The sequence below is a fragment of the Jiangella mangrovi genome (assembly GCF_014204975.1).
GTDB classification, from domain to species: Bacteria; Actinomycetota; Actinomycetes; order Jiangellales; family Jiangellaceae; genus Jiangella; species Jiangella mangrovi.
In genome coordinates, this window is record NZ_JACHMM010000001.1 from 4,796,391 (window position 1) to 4,813,099 (window position 16,709).

The window sequence follows — 16,709 nt, forward strand, 5'->3', positions numbered from 1 at the left end:
ACCGTCTCCTCACCCACACGGGGCAGTGATCACACACCGTCGCGATGCCGCCGGCGCCCCCTACACCGGCACGCCCGGTCGCGCCACCACCCCGCGACGGATCGCCAGCGCCATCGCCGCGGCCATCGCGCACAGGGCGCCGGCGCCGATCCAGGCGATGTCGTAGCTGCCGTACGCGTCGCGCGTCAGGCCGGCGCCGAACGCGACCAGCGCCGCCCCGATCTGGTGCGACGCCAGCACCCAGCCGAACACGATCGGGCCGGACGCGCCGAAGTGCTCGCGGCACAGGGCGATCGTCGGCGGGACCGTCGCGACCCAGTCGAGGCCGTAGAAGACGATGAAGAACAGCATCGGCGGGTGCACCGTGTCGGCCAGCAGCAGCGGCAGCACCATCAGCGACACCCCGCGCAGCGCGTAGTACACGCCGAGCAGCAGCCGCGGGTCGAACCGGTCGGTGAGCCAGCCCGACGCCACCGTGCCGATCAGGTCGAAGATCCCGACCACCGCCAACAGCCCGGCCGCCGTCGTCACCGGCATGCCGTGGTCGTGCGCCGCGGGGACGAAGTGGGTGCCGACCAGCCCGTTGGTCGACGCGCCGCAGATCGCGAACGTCCCGGCCAGCAGCCAGAACGCCTTGGTCCGCGCGGCCGACGTGAGCGCGCCGATCGCCCGCCGGCCCGCCCCGCCGGCCGCCACCACGGGCGACGGCGGCGCGTCCATCGGCGCGCCGTACGCCCGCACCCCCACGTCCTCCGGCCGGTCCCGCAGCAGGAACCAGACCAGCGGCACCGCGGCCACCGCCACCCCCGTCACGACCAGCGACGCCGACCGCCAGCCGCGGTCCTGGACCAGCACGGCGAGCAGCGGCAGGAAGACCAGCTGGCCGGTCGCCGTCCCGGCGGTCAGGATGCCCGACACCAGGCCGCGGCGCGCCACGAACCAGCGGTCGGTGACGGTGGCGACGAACGCCAGCGCCATGGACCCGGTCCCCAGCCCGACCAGCAGGCCCCAGCACAGCACCAGCTGCCAGCTCGCCGTCATGAGCACCGTGAGGCCGCTGCCGGCCGCGACCAGCGACAACGCGCACGCGACGACCCGGCGTATGCCGAAGCGCTCCATCAGCGCGGCCGCGAACGGCGAGGTCAGCCCGTACAGCATGATGTTGACGGAGATCGCGAACGAGATCGTCCCGTGCGACCAGCCGAACTCCTCGCGGAACGGTTCGATCATCACGCTCGGCGTGGCCCGGAACGCCGCCGCCCCGACCAGCGCGACGAACGCCACCAATGCCACCCACCAGGCGCGATGAATCCGGCCCACCTGACGCGGCGGGCGGACGGGCACGGTCGGCGTCACCCGACGATCCTGAAGCACCACCGCCGACGCCGCCAGTGGCCGGACAGTCACCATGTGAAAGAATCCGGCCATGACCGCAGGACCCCACCGCGTGGTCGTGCTCGCGCGGCACGGCGTCATCCCGTTCGAGCTGGCCATCCCGGCGCGCATCTTCGGCGCGGCCCGGACGACCGACGGCCGCCCGCTGTACGAGGTGCACACCTGCGGCCTGGACCGCGGCACCGTCCGCACCGACGCCGACTTCGACGTCGTCGTCCCGCACGGCCCCGAGGCGCTCGCCCGGGCCGACACCGTCGTCGTCCCCGCGTCGTACGAGACCACCAGCGTGTCGCGCGACGGCACCCTCCCCGACGACCTCGCGGCGGCGTTCGCCCGCATCACGCCCGGCACGCGCATCGTCTCGATCTGCACCGGCGCGTTCGCGCTGGCCGCCGCCGGGCTGCTCGACGGCCGCCCGGCCGCCACGCACTGGCGCAGCGTCGACCGCTTCGCCGAGCTGTTCCCGCAGGTCAAGCTCGATCCCGACGTGCTGTTCATCGACGACGGCGACATCCTCACCTCCGCGGGGGTCGCGGCCGGAGTCGACCTGTGCCTGCACATCGTGCGCCGCGACTTCGGCACCGCCGTCGCCAACCGCGCCGCTCGCCGCTGCGTCGTCCCGCCGTGGCGCGACGGTGGCCAGGCCCAGTACGTCGACCGGCCGGTCCCCGAGCCCGAGGCGCTGACCACGGCCGACGCGCGCAGCTGGGCGGTCGCGCACCTCGACCAGCCCCTGACGCTGCATGACCTCGCGTCCCGGCAGTCGATGAGCGTGCGCACGTTCACCCGCCGGTTCCGCCAGGAGCTCGGCGTCAGCCCCGGCCAGTGGCTCATCCAGCAGCGCGTCGACCGCGCCCGGCACCTGCTCGAGGACAGCGACCTCAGCGTCGACGAGGTCGCCCGCCGCTGCGGCTTCGGCACGACCGCCTCGATGCGCCAGCACCTGCGCGCCAGCCTGGGCGTGTCGCCGTCGGGCTACCGCCGCACCTTCCGCAGCTGACGCCGTCGCCCACCCCGTACTCTCGCACCGTGTTCCACGTCGTCTTCTACGAGCCGCGCATCCCGCCGAACACCGGCAACGCGATCCGCATGGTCGCCGCCACGGGCGCTCACCTGCACCTGATCCGCCCGCTCGGCTTCGACCTCGACGACGCCAAGCTGCGCCGCGCCGGCCTCGACTACCACGACCTCGCGAACGTGACGGTGCACGACGACCTCGCCGCCGCCTGGACGGCCCTCCAGCCCGAGCGCGTCTTCGCCTTCGCCACCAGCGGCACCACGCGGCACAGCGACATCGCCTACCGGCCCGGCGACGTCCTGCTGTTCGGCCCGGAGCCGACCGGCCTCCCGCCGGACGTGCTCGCGGACCCGATGGTCACCGACCGCGTCCGGATCCCGATGCTGGCCGGACGGCGCTCGCTCAACCTCTCGAACTCCGCCGCCGTCGCCGTCTACGAGGCCTGGCGCCAGCACGACTATCACGGGATCTGATCACCCGCTCCGTCACACGGGCGCGGGAGTAGCGTCGGGCCATGCAGCGACCCGAACCCCTCACCGACCTCGACTGGACTCCCGACCGCGCCGCCGAGTTCGGCACGGCCGCCCTGGACCTCTGGACGGAGTACCTGCGGCGGCTGCCGGAACTGCCGGTCGCCCATCCGCACACGCCCGCGCAGACCCGGGCCGCCGTCGTCGACGGCCGCGACGTGCCGGACAAGCCGCTGACCGACGACGAGCTGCTCGAGCACCTGCGCACCGTCGTCATGGAGCACGGCGCGCAGACCGGGCACGGCGGGTTCATGGCCTACATCACCGGCGCCGGCACGGTTCCGGGCGCGCCCGCGGCGCTGCTGGCGGCCGGCATCAACCAGAACCTCGGCGGCTGGCCGCTCGGCCCCGGCGCCACGGAGATCGAGAACCACGTCCTGGCCTGGTTCGCCGCCCGGCTGGGGCTGCCGCCGGAGACGTCGGGCGCGTTCGTCACCGGCGGCGCGACGGCGAACCTCATGGCGCTCGCGGTCGCCCGCGACTCGCTGGCCGGCTGGGACGTGCGGCGCGACGGGGTCGCCGGCGGTCCGCGGCTGGCGATCTACGCGTCCGACGACGTGCACGAGACGGTCGACCGGGCCGCGGACCTGCTCGGCCTCGGGACGGCGGCCGTGCGGCGGGTGCCGACCGACGACCGGTTCCGGCTGCAGGCGTCCGCCGTCGAGGCAGCGATCCGGCAGGACATCGCCGACGGCGTCAAGCCGCTCGCCGTCGTGGCCACCGCGGGGACGACGGAGATGGGCGCGATCGACCCGCTGGACGAGCTGGCCGACGTCGCCGAGCGATACGGCTGCTGGTTCCACGTCGACGCCGCGTACGGCGGGCCGGCCGCCATGGTCGACGAGCTGAAGCCGCGGTTCGCCGGGATCTCGCGGGCGGACTCCGTCACCTGCGACCCGCACAAGTGGATGAACATCCCGATCTCGGCCAGCCTCGTGCTCTTCCGCGACCAGGCCCGCCACATCGCCGCGTTCACCCTGCAGCCCGACTATACGAAGCTCGACGCCACCGTGCTGAACGACATGGTGCTGCGCTACCAGTGGACTCCGCAGTTCACGCGGCCGTTCGACGCGCTGCCGGTCTGGGTGTCGCTGCTGGCGCAGGGCTGGGACGCCATGGCACGGCGCATCCGCCACGACGTCGAGCTGGCCGCCTGGCTGCACCGCCTGGTCGGAGCGCACGACGAGCTGGAGGCGCTGGCCGATCCCGAGCTGTCGATCGTCTGCTTCCGGTACGTGCCGCCCGGTGGCGCCGACCTCGGCGAGGCGTACCTCGACGACCTCAACGAGCGCATCCTCTACGCCGTGCAACGTGCCGGCCGGGTGTACCCGTCGAACGCCGTGATCCGGGGCCGGTACGCGATCCGGGCCTGCCTCATCAGCTACCGCACCGAGGCCTCACACGTCGAGACGCTCGTCGACGACGTGGTGACGCATGGCCGGCGGCTGCACGCGGCCGGCTAGAGGGCGGTCGCCTTCCGACCTTGTCGGTGGGTCCGGTTAAGATCATTTACATGTTCGATTCGACTCCTTCTCCTGTGCGTGGTCACCCGGTGGCCGCGGCGCTGGACGCTGTGGAGTCGGCGATCTCGAGCGTCGAGGATGCGCCCATGTGGGGCCTTGGCTCCGACGAGTTGGCGCGGCTCACGGTGGCCCACGAGGCCCTCTCCGCGCGCCTCGCAACGCTGGGGCTGGGGCTGGTCCGCGAGGCCGATCGCCGCGGGCTCGGCACATCGGTCGGTGCGACGTCGACGTCGGACTGGCTGCGCGATCGGCTGCGGCTCGACCACGGTGTGGCGAAGGGACGGGTCGAGCTGGCCGCACTGCTGGACGTGGACGCCCAGTTGCTCGGCGTCGCCGGCATCGTGCACGACGCTGCCAGCAGCGAGGTGATCGGTGCCGGTCACGGTGCCGGCTATCCGGATCCGGCAGCTGATGGAACAGGTCGGGCCGATGCAGGCGTCGCCGCCGCCGAGCCGGTGACCGCTGCTGCCGCTGCCACGGTCACAGCCGACGACCGCGCCCGGAGTGGTCTGGGCATACCCGTGGCGGCCCTGGCGGAGTTGACGCCGGCCGCTCGCCGGTACCTGCCGTGCACGGCATGGGCGCTGCGGGCCGGCACCATCTCCGTCGAGCACGCCCAGGTCATCCAGCGCGCGCTCAAGAGGTTGCCGGCCTCGATCGATACCCTCACGTGGGCCGAGGCCGAAGCGTTCCTCGCCGTGCAGGCCACCCGCCACGATCCCCGCAACCTCGCCCGCCTCGGCTCCCACCTGGCCACGGCCGTCACCGGCGCACACGAGCTGGCCCGCCAGCACGAGCGGGAGACAGCAGGCCCGCAGCCGACCGGCGCCGACGCGCCGGGCTCCGGTGAGCGTCTGGACAACGACCGGCCCGAAGAGCGGGCCGAGGCCACGACGATGTTCGGCTTCGTGGACAACGGCGACGGCACGGTCCGGGCCTACGGCTGCTTCTCAGCCGAGGCGGCCGATCTCATCACGACGGCCCTGGCCCCGCTGGCCGCGCCCAACCCCGCCGCCGACGGCACCCCGGATCCGCGCGCACACGCCACCCGGACCGGTGAGGCGCTCATCGAGCTGTGCAAGCGAGCCATGGACCACGGCGACCTCCTGCCCGGCGCGCGTGGCGCCCGGCCGCACATCACCGTCATCGCGTCGCTGCCGACCCTGCGTCAGCAGCCCGGCTGCCCGAAAGCGGTGTCCATGTGGGGCACGCCGATCACCCCCGAAGCGCTGCGCCGGCTGGCCTGTGACGCCGGCGTGTCCCGCGTGCTCACCAGCCCGGACGGAGTCCCGCTCGAGGTGGGCCGGCAGTACCGAACCGTGACACCCGGACAGTGGGTCGCGCTCGTGGCCCGTGACAAGGGATGCGCGTTCCCCGGCTGCTCCCGCCCGGCCGCCTGGACCCAGGCACACCACATCGAGCACTGGGCCGACGGCGGCGCCACCGACCTGAACAACCTCGTGCTGCTCTGCGGACACCACCACCGCAGCGTCCACCACCGCGGCTGGACCGTGCGCGTCGGCGCCGACGGCCACCCCGAGTTCATCCCGCCACCGTGGATCGACCCCGGCCGGCAACCACGACGCAACACCTACCACCGGGTCGTCGACGCCCTCGGCACTGTGCCGTGGCGTGTCGACCTGCAAGCCACGCTGCGCGAAACCGGCTCGCCCAAGCATCCACCCGACCACGTCCGAGCAGCCTGAGGCGTCACGCTCGACCGCGGTTCGGCGGCCTGGGGGTGCTACTGCCGCGCCGTCCGGCGGGCGTAGGTGCGCAGCGCCCGGAGGAAGTCGACCTGGCGGAAGCCGGGCCAGTAGGCGTCGCAGAAGTAGAGCTCGGCGTGCGCGGCCTGCCAGAGCAGGAAGCCGGACAGCCGCTGCTCGCCGCTGGTGCGGATGACGAGGTCGGGCTCCGGCTGGCCGCGGGTGTAGAGGTGGCGGGCGATGGCCTCGGGCGTCATCCCGTCCGCCGAGCCGCCGTCGTCGAGGAAGGAGCGGACGGCGTCGACGATCTCCTGACGGCCGTCGTAGCCGATCGCGACCGTCAGCTCCAGCCCGTCGGAACGCCCCGCCGTCGACTCCACCGCGAGCTTCAGCGCGTCGCGGGTGCTGTCGGGCAGCTGGTCGAGCCGGCCGGCCACGTGCAGCCGCCACTCGTGCCCCGGCGAGGCCAGCCGAGTCGCGACGACCTCCTCGACCATGCGCATGAGGTGGTCGACCTCGTCGGACGAGCGCTTGCGCAGGTTGTCCGACGACGCCACGTACACGGTGACGTGACCGATCCCGATGGCCGAACACCAGGTCAGCAGCTCGTCGATGTGCTCGGCGCCGAACCGGTGCCCGACGGTCGGGTCGGCGTAGCCGGCCTGACGGGCCCAGCGCCGGTTGCCGTCCATGGCGACGGCGATGTGCCGCGGCAGCACGCCGGCCGACCGCACCGACGCGGACAGGCGCCGCGCATACCACCGGTACAGCAGCACGCGCGGCGACAGCGGCATCAGTCCAGCACGGCCTCGAACCGGCCCGCCGACTCGAACGGCCCGACCACGGCGAGCGTCGGCGTCGCCGGCAGCAGGGCGCGGGCGAGATCGGAGACCTGGTCGATACTGACGCCGTCGACCCGGGCGATCAGCTCGTCGACGCTCGGCAGCTCGTCATAGACCAGCTCGGCCTTGGCCAGCCGGCTCATGCGCGCGCTGGTGTCCTCGAGCCCGAGCACCAGCCCGCCGCGGGCCTGTCCCTTGCCGCGCGCCAGCTCCTCGGGCGTGATGCCGCCCGCGACGACGTCGGCCAGCACGGTGCGGCACAGCTCGAGCACCTGGTCGACCTTCTTCGGCTGGCACCCGACGTACACGCCGAGCAGCCCGCCCGCCGCGTGCTGCGCCGCGTAGGAGTAGACCGAGTACGCCAGCCCGCGCCGCTCGCGGACCTCTTGGAACAGCCGCGACGACATGCCGCCGCCCAGTGCCGCATTGAGCACGCCGAGCGCGAACCGGCGCTCGTCATTGCGGGCCAGTCCGGGGACGGCCAGCACGACGTTGGCCTGCTCGGTCGGCCGGTGCAGCAGCGTGACGCCCTGACCGGCCGGCGGCGCCTCGCCACCCGTGCGCGGTGCCGCGGGCTCGTCGCTGCTGTCGAGGAAGCCGGCCTCGCCGAACGCCTTCTCGACCAGCGCCACGACCTCGTCGTGACGGACGTTGCCGGCCACGGCGACGACCATGTTGCGGGCCAGGTAGTGGCGCCGGTAGTAGTCGTTGACGGTGTCGCGGGCCATGCCCGTGATGCTCTCGACCGTGCCGAGGATGGACCGGCCCAGCGGGCTGTCGCCCCACATGCGGGTGGCCAGCAGGTCGTGCACGGCGTCGGACGGGTCGTCGTCGCGCATGGCGATCTCTTCAAGCACCACCTCGCGCTCGCTCTCGACGTCGGCCGGCGCGATGAGCGACGACGTGACCATGTCGGACACGACGTCGACCGCCAGCGGCAGGTCGGTGTCGAGCACCCGCGCGTAGTAGCAGGTGAACTCCTTGGCGGTGAAGGCGTTGATCTCACCGCCCACGGACTCGATGGCCGCGGAGATGTCCAGGGCCGTGCGCTTCGGCGTCCCCTTGAACAGCAGGTGCTCGAGGTAGTGCGTGGCGCCGGCCTCGGTGAGCTGCTCGTCGACCGAGCCGACGCCCACCCAGATGCCGAAGGCGACCGACCGGACGGTCGGGACAGCCTCGGTGACGATACGCAGGCCGCCGGGGAGGACGGTGCGGCGGACCAGTCCGCCGTCGTCCTCCCCCAGCAACGTCCGCGTCGACGGGGTTGTCACGCGACCGTCAGGCGTCGCCGGCCTCGCCGGCGGGCGCGGACTCGGCAGCGGGCTCCTCGTCGACGACGGGCGTCAGGGCGAGCTTGCCGCGGTCGTCGATCTCGGTGATCTCGACCTGGATCTTCTGCCCGACCGAGACGACGTCGTCGACGTTCTCGACCCGCTTGCCGCCGGCGAGGGCGCGCAGCTTGGAGATGTGCACCAGGCCGTCCTTGCCCGGCAGCAGCGAGACGAACGCGCCGAAGCTCGTCGTCTTGACGACGGTGCCGAGGTAGCGCTCGCCGACCTCGGGCATCGTCGGGTTGGCGATGGCGTTGATCTGCGACCGGGCCGCCTCGGCGGACGGGCCGTCGACCGCACCGATGAAGATGGTGCCGTCGTCCTCGATGGCGATCTCGGCGCCGGTGTCGTCCTGGATCTGGTTGATCACCTTGCCCTTGGGGCCGATGACCGCGCCGATCTGGTCGACCGGGATCTTGATGGAGATGATCCGCGGCGCGTAGGGGCTCATCTCGTCCGGCTCGGAGATGGCCTCGGCCATGACGTCGAGGATCGTGAGCCGGGCGTCGCGGGCCTGCTGCAGCGCGGCGGCCAGCACCGACGCCGGGATGCCGTCGAGCTTGGTGTCGAGCTGCAGCGCCGTGACGAACTCGCGCGTGCCGGCGACCTTGAAGTCCATGTCGCCGTAGGCGTCCTCGGCACCGAGGATGTCGGTGAGCGTGACGTAGCGCTGCTCGCCGTCGACCTCACCGGAGATGAGGCCCATGGCGATGCCGGCGACCGGGGCGCGCAGCGGCACACCCGCGTTCAGCAGCGACATCGTCGACGCGCAGACCGAGCCCATGGACGTCGAGCCGTTGGAGCCCAGCGCCTCGGAGACCTGCCGGATGGCGTACGGGAACTCCTCGCGCGCCGGGAGCACCGGCAGCAGCGCCCGCTCGGCGAGCGCGCCGTGGCCGATCTCGCGCCGCTTGGGCGAGCCGACCCGGCCGGTCTCGCCGGTCGAGTAGGGCGGGAAGTTGTAGTTGTGCATGTAGCGCTTCGACTTCTCGGGCGAGAGGGTGTCGAGCTTCTGCTCCATGCTCAGCATGTTCAGGGTGCTGACGCCGAGGATCTGCGTCTCGCCGCGCTCGAACAGCGCCGAGCCGTGCGCCCGCGGGATGGGGCCGACCTCGGCGGACAGCGTCCGGATGTCGGTGAGGCCGCGGCCGTCGATGCGGACCTGGTCGCGCAGGACGCGCTCGCGGACGACCGACTTGGTCAGCGACCGGAACGCGGCGCTGATGTCCTTCTCGGCGCCCTCGAACTGCTCGGCCAGGCGCTCCTTGACCGACGCCTTGATCTCGTCGAGACGCTCCTCGCGCTCCTGCTTGGCCGCGATGGTCAGCGCCTTGGCCAGCTCGTCGCGGGCGGCGCCCTCGACGGCGGCGTAGATCTCGTCGGTGTAGTCGAGGAAGATCGGGAACTCGGCCGTCTCCTTCGCCGCGGCGTCGGCCAGCTGCTTCTGCGCGTTGGCCAGAGCGGTGATGAACGGCTTCGAGGCCTCGAGCCCGGCGGCGACGACGTCCTCGGTGGGCGCCGTGCGACCGGCCTGGACCAGGCCCCACGTCTCAGCGGTGGACTCGGCCTCGACCATCATGATGGCGACGTCGCCGTCGGGCAGCACCCGGCCGGCCACGACCATGTCGAAGACGGCCTCGGACAGCTGCGAGTGGTTCGGGAAGCCGACCCACTGGTCCTCGATGAGCGCGACCCGGACGGCGCCGACGGGGCCCGAGAACGGCAGCCCGGCGAGCTGGGTCGACGCGGACGCCGCGTTGATGGCGACGACGTCGTACAGGTGGTCCGGGTGCAGCGACATGACCGTCATGACGACCTGGACCTCGTTGCGCAGGCCCTTGGTGAACGACGGGCGCAGCGGCCGGTCGGTGAGCCGGCAGGTGAGGATGGCCTCCTCGCTGGGCCGGCCCTCGCGGCGGAAGAACGAGCCGGGGATGCGGCCCGCGGCGTACATGCGCTCTTCGACGTCGACCGTCAGCGGGAAGAAGTCGAGGTGGTCCTTCGGGTTCTTGGACACCGTGGTGGCCGAGAGCAGCATGGTCTCGTCGTCGAGGTAGACGACGGCGGAGCCGGCCGCCTGCTGCGCGAGCTGGCCGGTCTCGAAGCGAATGGTGTGACTGCCGAACCTGCCGTTGTCGATGACGGCTTCGGCGCTGTGAATCTGCGGACCCGACATGGGTCGTCCTCCTGGAGCATCACGGGAGGCCGCTCGAATGAGATCTCGTACGCGCCGGTCTTCGATGGAAGCCCGCGGGTCACGCCACAGACCCGAGGACCACAACCGAGGACCGGCCTGCCGCGTTCAAGTCGGCCGCCCTGAATCGATTGGCGTTATTGAATTGGTACCGATGGCTGATATGCCGAAGGGAGCGGCTCCCGACACGGGAGTCCGCTCCCCACGGCCTCAGCTCATCGGCGCAGGCCGAGCTTCTCGATCAGCGCGCGGTAGCGCTCGATGTCGACCCGCTGCATGTACTTGAGCAGCCGGCGGCGCTGGCCGACCAGCAGCAGCAGCCCGCGGCGGCTGTGGTGGTCGTGCTTGTGCACCTTCAGGTGCTCGGTGAGGTGGTTGATGCGGTGCGTGAGCAGCGCCACCTGCACCTCGGGCGAGCCCGTGTCGCCGTTGCCGCGGGCGTGCTCGGCGATGATGGTCTGCTTGGTCTTCGTGTCGGTCGGCACGGAACTCCTTCTGAAATCGCTGCGCGGCGCAACCGGGCATGTCCACCGGTGCACTCTGAAACCGCGGCCGTTCTGACGGCGGCGCCAAGGATACCAGCGCGCCGCAGCCAGGATCGAATCGAGCCACCCCCAGAACGTTCCCGTCGTCCGCCGTCAACTCGGTTCTGTCGTGGTCGAACCCAGATCCTGCACCCTCTCGACGTACTCGCGGGCCGAGCTCTCGTCCGGATACCTCGTGCGGAGCTCCACGGCCAATTCGTCCGCCGCCATGTGCAGAGAGGGCAGGGATCGCCTGGGACCGTCGGAGATCGCCCGTCGCCCCTCATCGACCGCCTGCTCCAATTCGCCCGTACGCGCGGCGACCACGCCGAGGGTGATCCGCGCCTCCGCGACTCGCATCGGCGCGCGATGAGCGAACCCCGACTTCAAGATCTCTTGGGCCAGGCTTTCCGCTACCGAATCGACGCCGACGATCCGATAGACATCCATGGCATAGAAGTCGAACTTCGCTGGATCGACCACGAAGTGATGAGCAACATTGTCCGGATATGGCAGCGCATCGAGCGCATCTCTGCCGCGATCGAGCGCCACTTCCACCTGACGCCTATCTCCCATCCGCGCCCAGGCCTTGGCTTCCTGCGCCGCGAGCTGGGCATTGACGCTGAAGGCGCCGGCCACGGCCCGACCGGCTCGAGCGGCCTCAACCACACCTCGGTAGTCACCGGACGTGAGGGCGAACCAGGCGCGCATCTCGTGGGCCCAGCCCTGAATCTCACCGTGGCCCGCCTCGGTGCCCAGGCTCAGCGCCGCGCGCCGAGTCGACTCGGCGGCATGCGCCTGCCCGAGGTCGTACTCCACGCAGCCGACCAGGAGGGCGAGCCAGCCGGCGAGTACCAGGACCTCCTGATGCTGGGTAAGGGTAAGGCGGCGCTGCCGGAGATCGGCAACTCTCGTGAGCCAGTCCCGACCTTCGACGAGCAGTTGATCGGCTGGCACATACGCATACTCGGAACACAACCGATCCACGGTGATCCTGAGAGCGTCCAGCGTCGCCCCGTCGACATCCGAACGCTGGAGCCGGGTCAGGATCTCGAGCGTGTCCATGCCGGTACCCGCGATCTCGTCCGACCGCTGCGGGGCCGGAAAGATCGCATAGCGGGTGGTGCCGAAGGTCTTGGCGATCAATCCCTGGTAGCGACCACTCGGTGTGGACTCCCCGGCCTCCCACGATTTCCACCGACGCAGGATGTGCTCGCGATCCGGCAATGAAGAGTCGCCGTGGGCCAGCAGTGCGCGCACCGCGTCCGCCTGCGACCACCCACGCAAGGTGCGCTCGCGGCGGATGCGTTGTGCCCACGCTGCGATGGGCTGCCCTGCCATGCGATCAAGTCTCACATGTCGCGTGGTGACGTGCCAGGTGACAACAGCGCGTCACCGACATGACACCTTCACGACAGAGATGCGGCGGGCGATGGTCGATCTAGAGCACCCGATCGCCCCGGGATGGAGTGCCTGGCGATTCCGAAGGAGGTGACCAGACATGCCGGAACGACCTGACTCGCAGCGCGACGATCGCGTTCTCGACCGGAGCGACGAGATCACCGATCTCGGCGATGCCGTTTCGCTGACGACCGGCGGCAGCGGCAGCAGCGTCGAGGACAAGCGATACCCGTACGGCTGAGGACCTGCTGCTCACGGTGGCACAGCAGCCCTGCCACCGTGAGCAGCAGAGGGCGGAGGCAAATGATGAACGCTCGCTTGTTCGGGGGCGGCACAGGGCTGCTCGGCACGGCTCGCATTCCCGCTGGAGCCCGGCTCCTGACGACCTACCCTGCGACCTGGGTCGTCGGCAGCTGGCCGGCCGGTCACGTCAGAACCGACGAGCGCCGGGCGGGGACGCTGGTGGTGCTCGGCCCGTGTTCCGCGACAGCGAGGGACCTCGAGCTTCTGCCTGACGAGCTGCCCGACTGGGCCTCGACCACCTGGTCCGGCGCCTACACGCTCGTCTTCGCGCGGCGAGACGGGTCCGTCACCGTCCTCACGGACCCCGCGTGCGCTGCGCCCATCTACATCACCCGCGCGGACAATCACGGCATCGTCTGGGCTTCGAGCTCTCGAGCGCTCGCAGGGCTGACCGGAGCAACTGTCGATGATCTCTGGCTTGCCGCAAATCTCATGGCGCCGCATCGCACCCTGCCCGGGGCATCGGCATGGACAGGTGTCGAACTCGTCCCACCGGGACATCGCCTCAGCATGAACGCAGGTCGATCGCCGACCGTGCACGAGGCGTGGCGCCGCCCGCAAGCCCAGCCAGGTCGATCCGTTGACCAGATAGGCAAGACGTTGGAGGCCGCGGTCAGCTGCCGCATCGCTGGGAACAAGTCCTCAACCGACCTGTCCGGCGGCCTGGACTCGACGACTCTGGCCGTCCTCGCGGCACGCCGTCAGCCCGTGACCGCCGTGACCGTGCACCCCGTTGGAATGAACCGAGGCGGCGACCTCGACTATGCGAGGAGGACAGCCGCGGAAGTCGCGAACCTCCATCACCTCGAGCTCCCGCTGTCCGACGCTCACCTGCCCTACTCCAACATCAGCGGGATCCCCGCGACGGACGAGCCTGCCCCGTCGACCACGACCTGGAGTCGCCTGTCGGCGGAGCTGGACGTGCTGCGCGCGGCGGACGTCGTCTGCCACCTGACCGGCGACGGCGGCGACACGCTCTTCGCGGCACCTCCCGTGTACCTCACGGACCTCCTCCGCGCAGGTCGACTGCTGCGAGTCGCGCACCACGCACAGGGTTGGGCACGGCTTCGTCACACGAGCCCGTGGGCCGGGCTACGGGACGCGGTCAGTGGGAACGCGGCGGCACTCGCCGGCCTTTCGCAGGCAACGGGACTGACTCGTGAGGCGCAGGATCGGGTATCCGCATTGCTGGGCGCAGCACCCAAGCACGGGCTGGGCCGCGCAGACGAGTTCCTGATCGACGACGTGCGCCACACAGCCAGAACCGCACGAACCGAAGCTCAACTGGCCGACACCTTCGGCATCGCGCTGGAAAATCCCTACCTCGACGCTCGCCTTCTTGAGGCGGTGCTGACCATACCGGTTCGCCATCGTGCATCGCCCCATCGATACAAGCCGATGCTGAGCGACGCGGCGACCGGTTTGGTGCCCGACCGCGTCCGGCTCCGCGGCGCGAAGGGAACCTTCGCTGCTGATCACCATCGAGGGCTACGCCAGAACCTTCGCCAGTTCCTCGACCTCGCCGACGGCGAGCTGGCCGGGCGGGGGCTCATTCGACCATCGTGGGTGCGGCGGCAGCTCAATCAGGCTGCATTCGGCCTCGAGGTGGCCTGGAGCCGCATCGCACCTGTCATCGCGGCTGAGATCTGGCTGCGCAGTGTCCAGCGTGATGAGCCCACTGCCTGGGTCTACAGCGCAGCGAGTGAAGGTGTGGCATGAACACACCCGTCCCATGGTCTCCGGCGCCATCGACGCAGACGATCAGAACCGAGCATCTTCTCGTGGTCGTTGATCGACAGAACGGCCACATCGCAGCGCTCACCGGCACGGCCCGGGGGACGTGGGAGGCGCTACACAGCCGGTCTCCGCTTCGAGCCGAGTCCATCAACGGCAGTTCGCTGGCTGCCTTCCGAGCTCGGGGGTGGCTGGTTCGATCCGACACGGTCACGTCGACACCGTCCTTGATCGACGTGCCCGAGCCCGCCAGCTCCTGAGGCACTCACGAAGTCTCGGCACATCTACGCCCGGTTCCGATCGCGTCGTGGCGGTGGCGTCTGGCAGCCGTCCCGGTGCTGTTGCTCACGCTGGCTGTTCGGGGCCTCGGCCCTCGACGTCGGCAGTTCACGCGGATGCTCTGGCTGACCCGAGCAGGAAGACGCCTTCCGTGGGCCGATGAATCCGCCATACGCCAGTCTGTGCGTTCGATACGGTGGGCCGCGCGTGGCGTCCCAGCTCGAATCGCCTGCTTGGAGGAGTCTGCTGCGGCAAACCTCCTGCTGGCGCTGAGCGGTCGCCGTGGTCGTTGGACACAGGGGGTCGCCGTCGACCCCCTCCGGTTCCACGCGTGGCTCGCAGACCATGAGGGGAATCCCATCGAAGAGCCTGCCGATACCGCGCATTACACCCCGATCAATCAATAGCCCGGAGGCGCCCTATGAACCAACCGCATCTCCTACTGAGCGGTGAGCGTCTGGCCCTGGCCATGACCACAGCCGAGCACCTGCGGGAGTATCACCGCTGGGAGAACGACCCTGAGACGATTCTCGGCTACGGCAACCAGGCGCCGCAGAGTTGGGAGACGCGCGCGGCCGGGTACGAGGCGCAAGCGCGCAGCGATCGCCAGACCCGATTCGAGATCGTGCGGCTGACCGATGACAGACCAGTCGGAACGACGGTGCTGTACGTCGACCACGCCGTACGAACGGCAGAATTCGTGATGGTCCTGGCGCCGGAGGCGCGTGGACATGGCTTCGCGGCGGAGGCGACCCTCCTGACCCTTGACTGGGCGTTCCACATGGCCGCCCTACGGATGGTCTGGTTGAAGGTCTTGGAGCCGAACGTCCGGGCAGTCCGGGCCTACGAGAAGGCCGGGTTCCGGCCGGCCGGCAGGCTCCGGCAGGCGGGCTGGTGGCGCGGCGAGTCCTGCGACGAGTTGTTGATGGACGCCGTGAGGGCCGACTTCCCCGGCCCCAGCGCCATCCCCTAGACGCCCAACACCACCCGGGCTTTGGCGACGTCGTCGGTCATGGTGGCCACGAGGTCGTCGACGGAGTCGAACCGCAGCGTGGGGCGCAGCCGCTCGACGAACTCGAGGACGATCTCGTCGCCGTAGAGGTCGAGGTCGGTGCGGCCGATGACGTAGGCCTCGACCCGCCGGGACACGCCGTCGAACGTGGGGTTGGTGCCGACGGAGATGGCGGCCGCCATGCGCTCGCGGTCGGCGGCCCGCGCCAGCCAGCCCGCGTACACGCCGTCGGCCGGGACCAGGCCGTCGGCGTCGGCCGACAGGTTCGCCGTCGGGAAGCCGAGGTCGCGGCCGCGCTGGTCACCGAGCACCACCATCCCGCGCAGGCGGTGCGGCCGGCCCAGGATCTCGCTGGCGCCACTGACGTCGCCGTCGGCGAGCAGCTCGCGCACCCACGTCGACGACCAACGCCGGCCGCCGTCGGGCGTCTTCACCTCGTCGATCACCTCGACCGAGAAGCCGTACCGAGCGCCCAGCGACAGCATGGTCGACAGGTCGCCGGCGTTCTGCCAGCCGAACCGGACGTCATGGCCGACGACGACGGTGACGGCGTGCAGCCCGTCGACGAGGAAACGGCGGACGAACTCCTCGGGCGACTGCCGCGCGAACTCCCAGGTGTAGGGCTGGACGAGGACGGCGTCGAGGCCCGTCGACGCGAGCAGCTCGAGCTTGTCGCGCACGCCGGTGATCAGCGCAGGCGCGTCCTCGGGGCGGTGCAGCTGCCGGGGGTGCGGGTCGAAGGTGACGGCGACGGCCTGCGAGCCGCCGGCACGTGAGTCGGCCACCATGCGGGTGAGCACCTGACGGTGGCCGAGGTGGACGCCGTCGAAGTTGCCGATGGTGACGACCGACGGCCCGAACCCGGGAGGGACCTGGCCCAGATCGGTCCAGTGGTGCACGAGCGTCTCTCCCGGGTT

At 70.9% G+C, this 16,709-nt stretch carries 15 protein-coding genes; 8 read left to right on the forward strand and 7 right to left on the reverse strand.

Annotation, left to right across the window (positions count from 1 at the left end; all coding sequences use genetic code 11):
* Positions 1-60 precede the first annotated feature (60 nt).
* A complete protein-coding gene (locus tag HD601_RS22125; RefSeq protein WP_184825518.1) occupies positions 61-1,410 on the reverse strand; it encodes an MFS transporter in 1,350 nt (449 codons plus the stop codon).
* Between the two features lie 16 nt (positions 1,411-1,426).
* Between HD601_RS22125 and HD601_RS22130 the strand changes: the two genes are divergently transcribed.
* The 4 genes from HD601_RS22130 to HD601_RS22145 are packed head-to-tail and all read left to right on the forward strand — an operon-like array spanning position 1,427 to position 6,172.
* The gene (locus HD601_RS22130) at positions 1,427-2,395 is read left to right on the forward strand and encodes a GlxA family transcriptional regulator (RefSeq protein WP_184825520.1); all 969 of its coding nucleotides are present in this window, start codon (positions 1,427-1,429) and stop codon (positions 2,393-2,395) included.
* A 29-nt stretch (positions 2,396-2,424) separates the two neighbouring features.
* On the forward strand, positions 2,425-2,886 hold the full coding sequence (locus HD601_RS22135) for a TrmH family RNA methyltransferase (protein ID WP_184825521.1): 462 nt from the start codon (positions 2,425-2,427) through the stop codon (positions 2,884-2,886).
* A gap of 41 nt (positions 2,887-2,927) precedes the next feature.
* Positions 2,928-4,406 (forward strand): pyridoxal phosphate-dependent decarboxylase family protein, encoded by a 1,479-nt coding sequence (locus tag HD601_RS22140; protein ID WP_184825523.1) that lies wholly within the window; start codon positions 2,928-2,930, stop codon positions 4,404-4,406.
* 50 nt (positions 4,407-4,456) lie between these two features.
* Positions 4,457-6,172, forward strand: a complete 1,716-nt coding sequence (locus tag HD601_RS22145) for an HNH endonuclease signature motif containing protein (protein WP_184825525.1) — start codon at positions 4,457-4,459, stop codon at positions 6,170-6,172.
* A gap of 38 nt (positions 6,173-6,210) precedes the next feature.
* On the opposite strand, the gene uppS is transcribed toward HD601_RS22145, so the two are convergent.
* The 5 genes from uppS to HD601_RS22170 form a co-directional block, all read right to left on the reverse strand.
* Entirely contained in the window at positions 6,211-6,966 is a 756-nt protein-coding gene (gene uppS / locus HD601_RS22150) for a polyprenyl diphosphate synthase (RefSeq protein ID WP_184825527.1), read from the reverse strand.
* Positions 6,966-8,285 carry an insulinase family protein gene (locus tag HD601_RS22155; protein WP_221441204.1) on the reverse strand — a complete coding sequence of 440 codons (1,320 nt, stop codon included), beginning with the start codon at positions 8,283-8,285 and terminating at the stop codon, positions 6,966-6,968. Before HD601_RS22155 ends, uppS begins: the two co-directional genes overlap by 1 nt.
* Before the next feature lie 7 nt (positions 8,286-8,292).
* Complete coding sequence (locus HD601_RS22160) at positions 8,293-10,521, reverse strand: polyribonucleotide nucleotidyltransferase (protein WP_184825529.1); 2,229 nt, start codon at positions 10,519-10,521, stop codon at positions 8,293-8,295.
* Between the two features lie 233 nt (positions 10,522-10,754).
* Positions 10,755-11,024, reverse strand: a complete 270-nt coding sequence (gene rpsO / locus HD601_RS34120) for a 30S ribosomal protein S15 (RefSeq protein ID WP_184825536.1) — start codon at positions 11,022-11,024, stop codon at positions 10,755-10,757.
* 153 nt (positions 11,025-11,177) lie between these two features.
* Positions 11,178-12,404, reverse strand: coding sequence for an NsdA family TPR-like regulatory protein (locus HD601_RS22170; protein WP_184825538.1), 1,227 nt, complete (start codon positions 12,402-12,404; stop codon positions 11,178-11,180).
* A 160-nt stretch (positions 12,405-12,564) separates the two neighbouring features.
* On the opposite strand from HD601_RS22170, the gene HD601_RS22175 reads away from it, so the two are divergent.
* From HD601_RS22175 to HD601_RS22190, 4 genes are all read left to right on the forward strand, one after another.
* Positions 12,565-12,705, forward strand: coding sequence for an albusnodin family lasso peptide (locus HD601_RS22175; protein WP_184825540.1), 141 nt, complete (start codon positions 12,565-12,567; stop codon positions 12,703-12,705).
* A 62-nt stretch (positions 12,706-12,767) separates the two neighbouring features.
* Positions 12,768-14,486 carry an albusnodin/ikarugamycin family macrolactam cyclase gene (locus tag HD601_RS22180; protein WP_184825542.1) on the forward strand — a complete coding sequence of 573 codons (1,719 nt, stop codon included), beginning with the start codon at positions 12,768-12,770 and terminating at the stop codon, positions 14,484-14,486.
* 335 nt (positions 14,487-14,821) lie between these two features.
* The gene (locus tag HD601_RS36280; RefSeq protein ID WP_425503487.1) at positions 14,822-15,187 is read left to right on the forward strand and encodes a lasso peptide biosynthesis B2 protein; all 366 of its coding nucleotides are present in this window, start codon (positions 14,822-14,824) and stop codon (positions 15,185-15,187) included.
* A 14-nt stretch (positions 15,188-15,201) separates the two neighbouring features.
* Positions 15,202-15,753 (forward strand): GNAT family N-acetyltransferase, encoded by a 552-nt coding sequence (locus HD601_RS22190; RefSeq protein ID WP_184825546.1) that lies wholly within the window; start codon positions 15,202-15,204, stop codon positions 15,751-15,753.
* On the opposite strand, the gene HD601_RS22195 is transcribed toward HD601_RS22190, so the two are convergent.
* The gene (locus HD601_RS22195; protein WP_184825548.1) at positions 15,750-16,691 is read right to left on the reverse strand and encodes a bifunctional riboflavin kinase/FAD synthetase; all 942 of its coding nucleotides are present in this window, start codon (positions 16,689-16,691) and stop codon (positions 15,750-15,752) included. The genes HD601_RS22190 and HD601_RS22195 overlap by 4 nt on opposite strands.
* Positions 16,692-16,709: the final 18 nt, after the last annotated feature.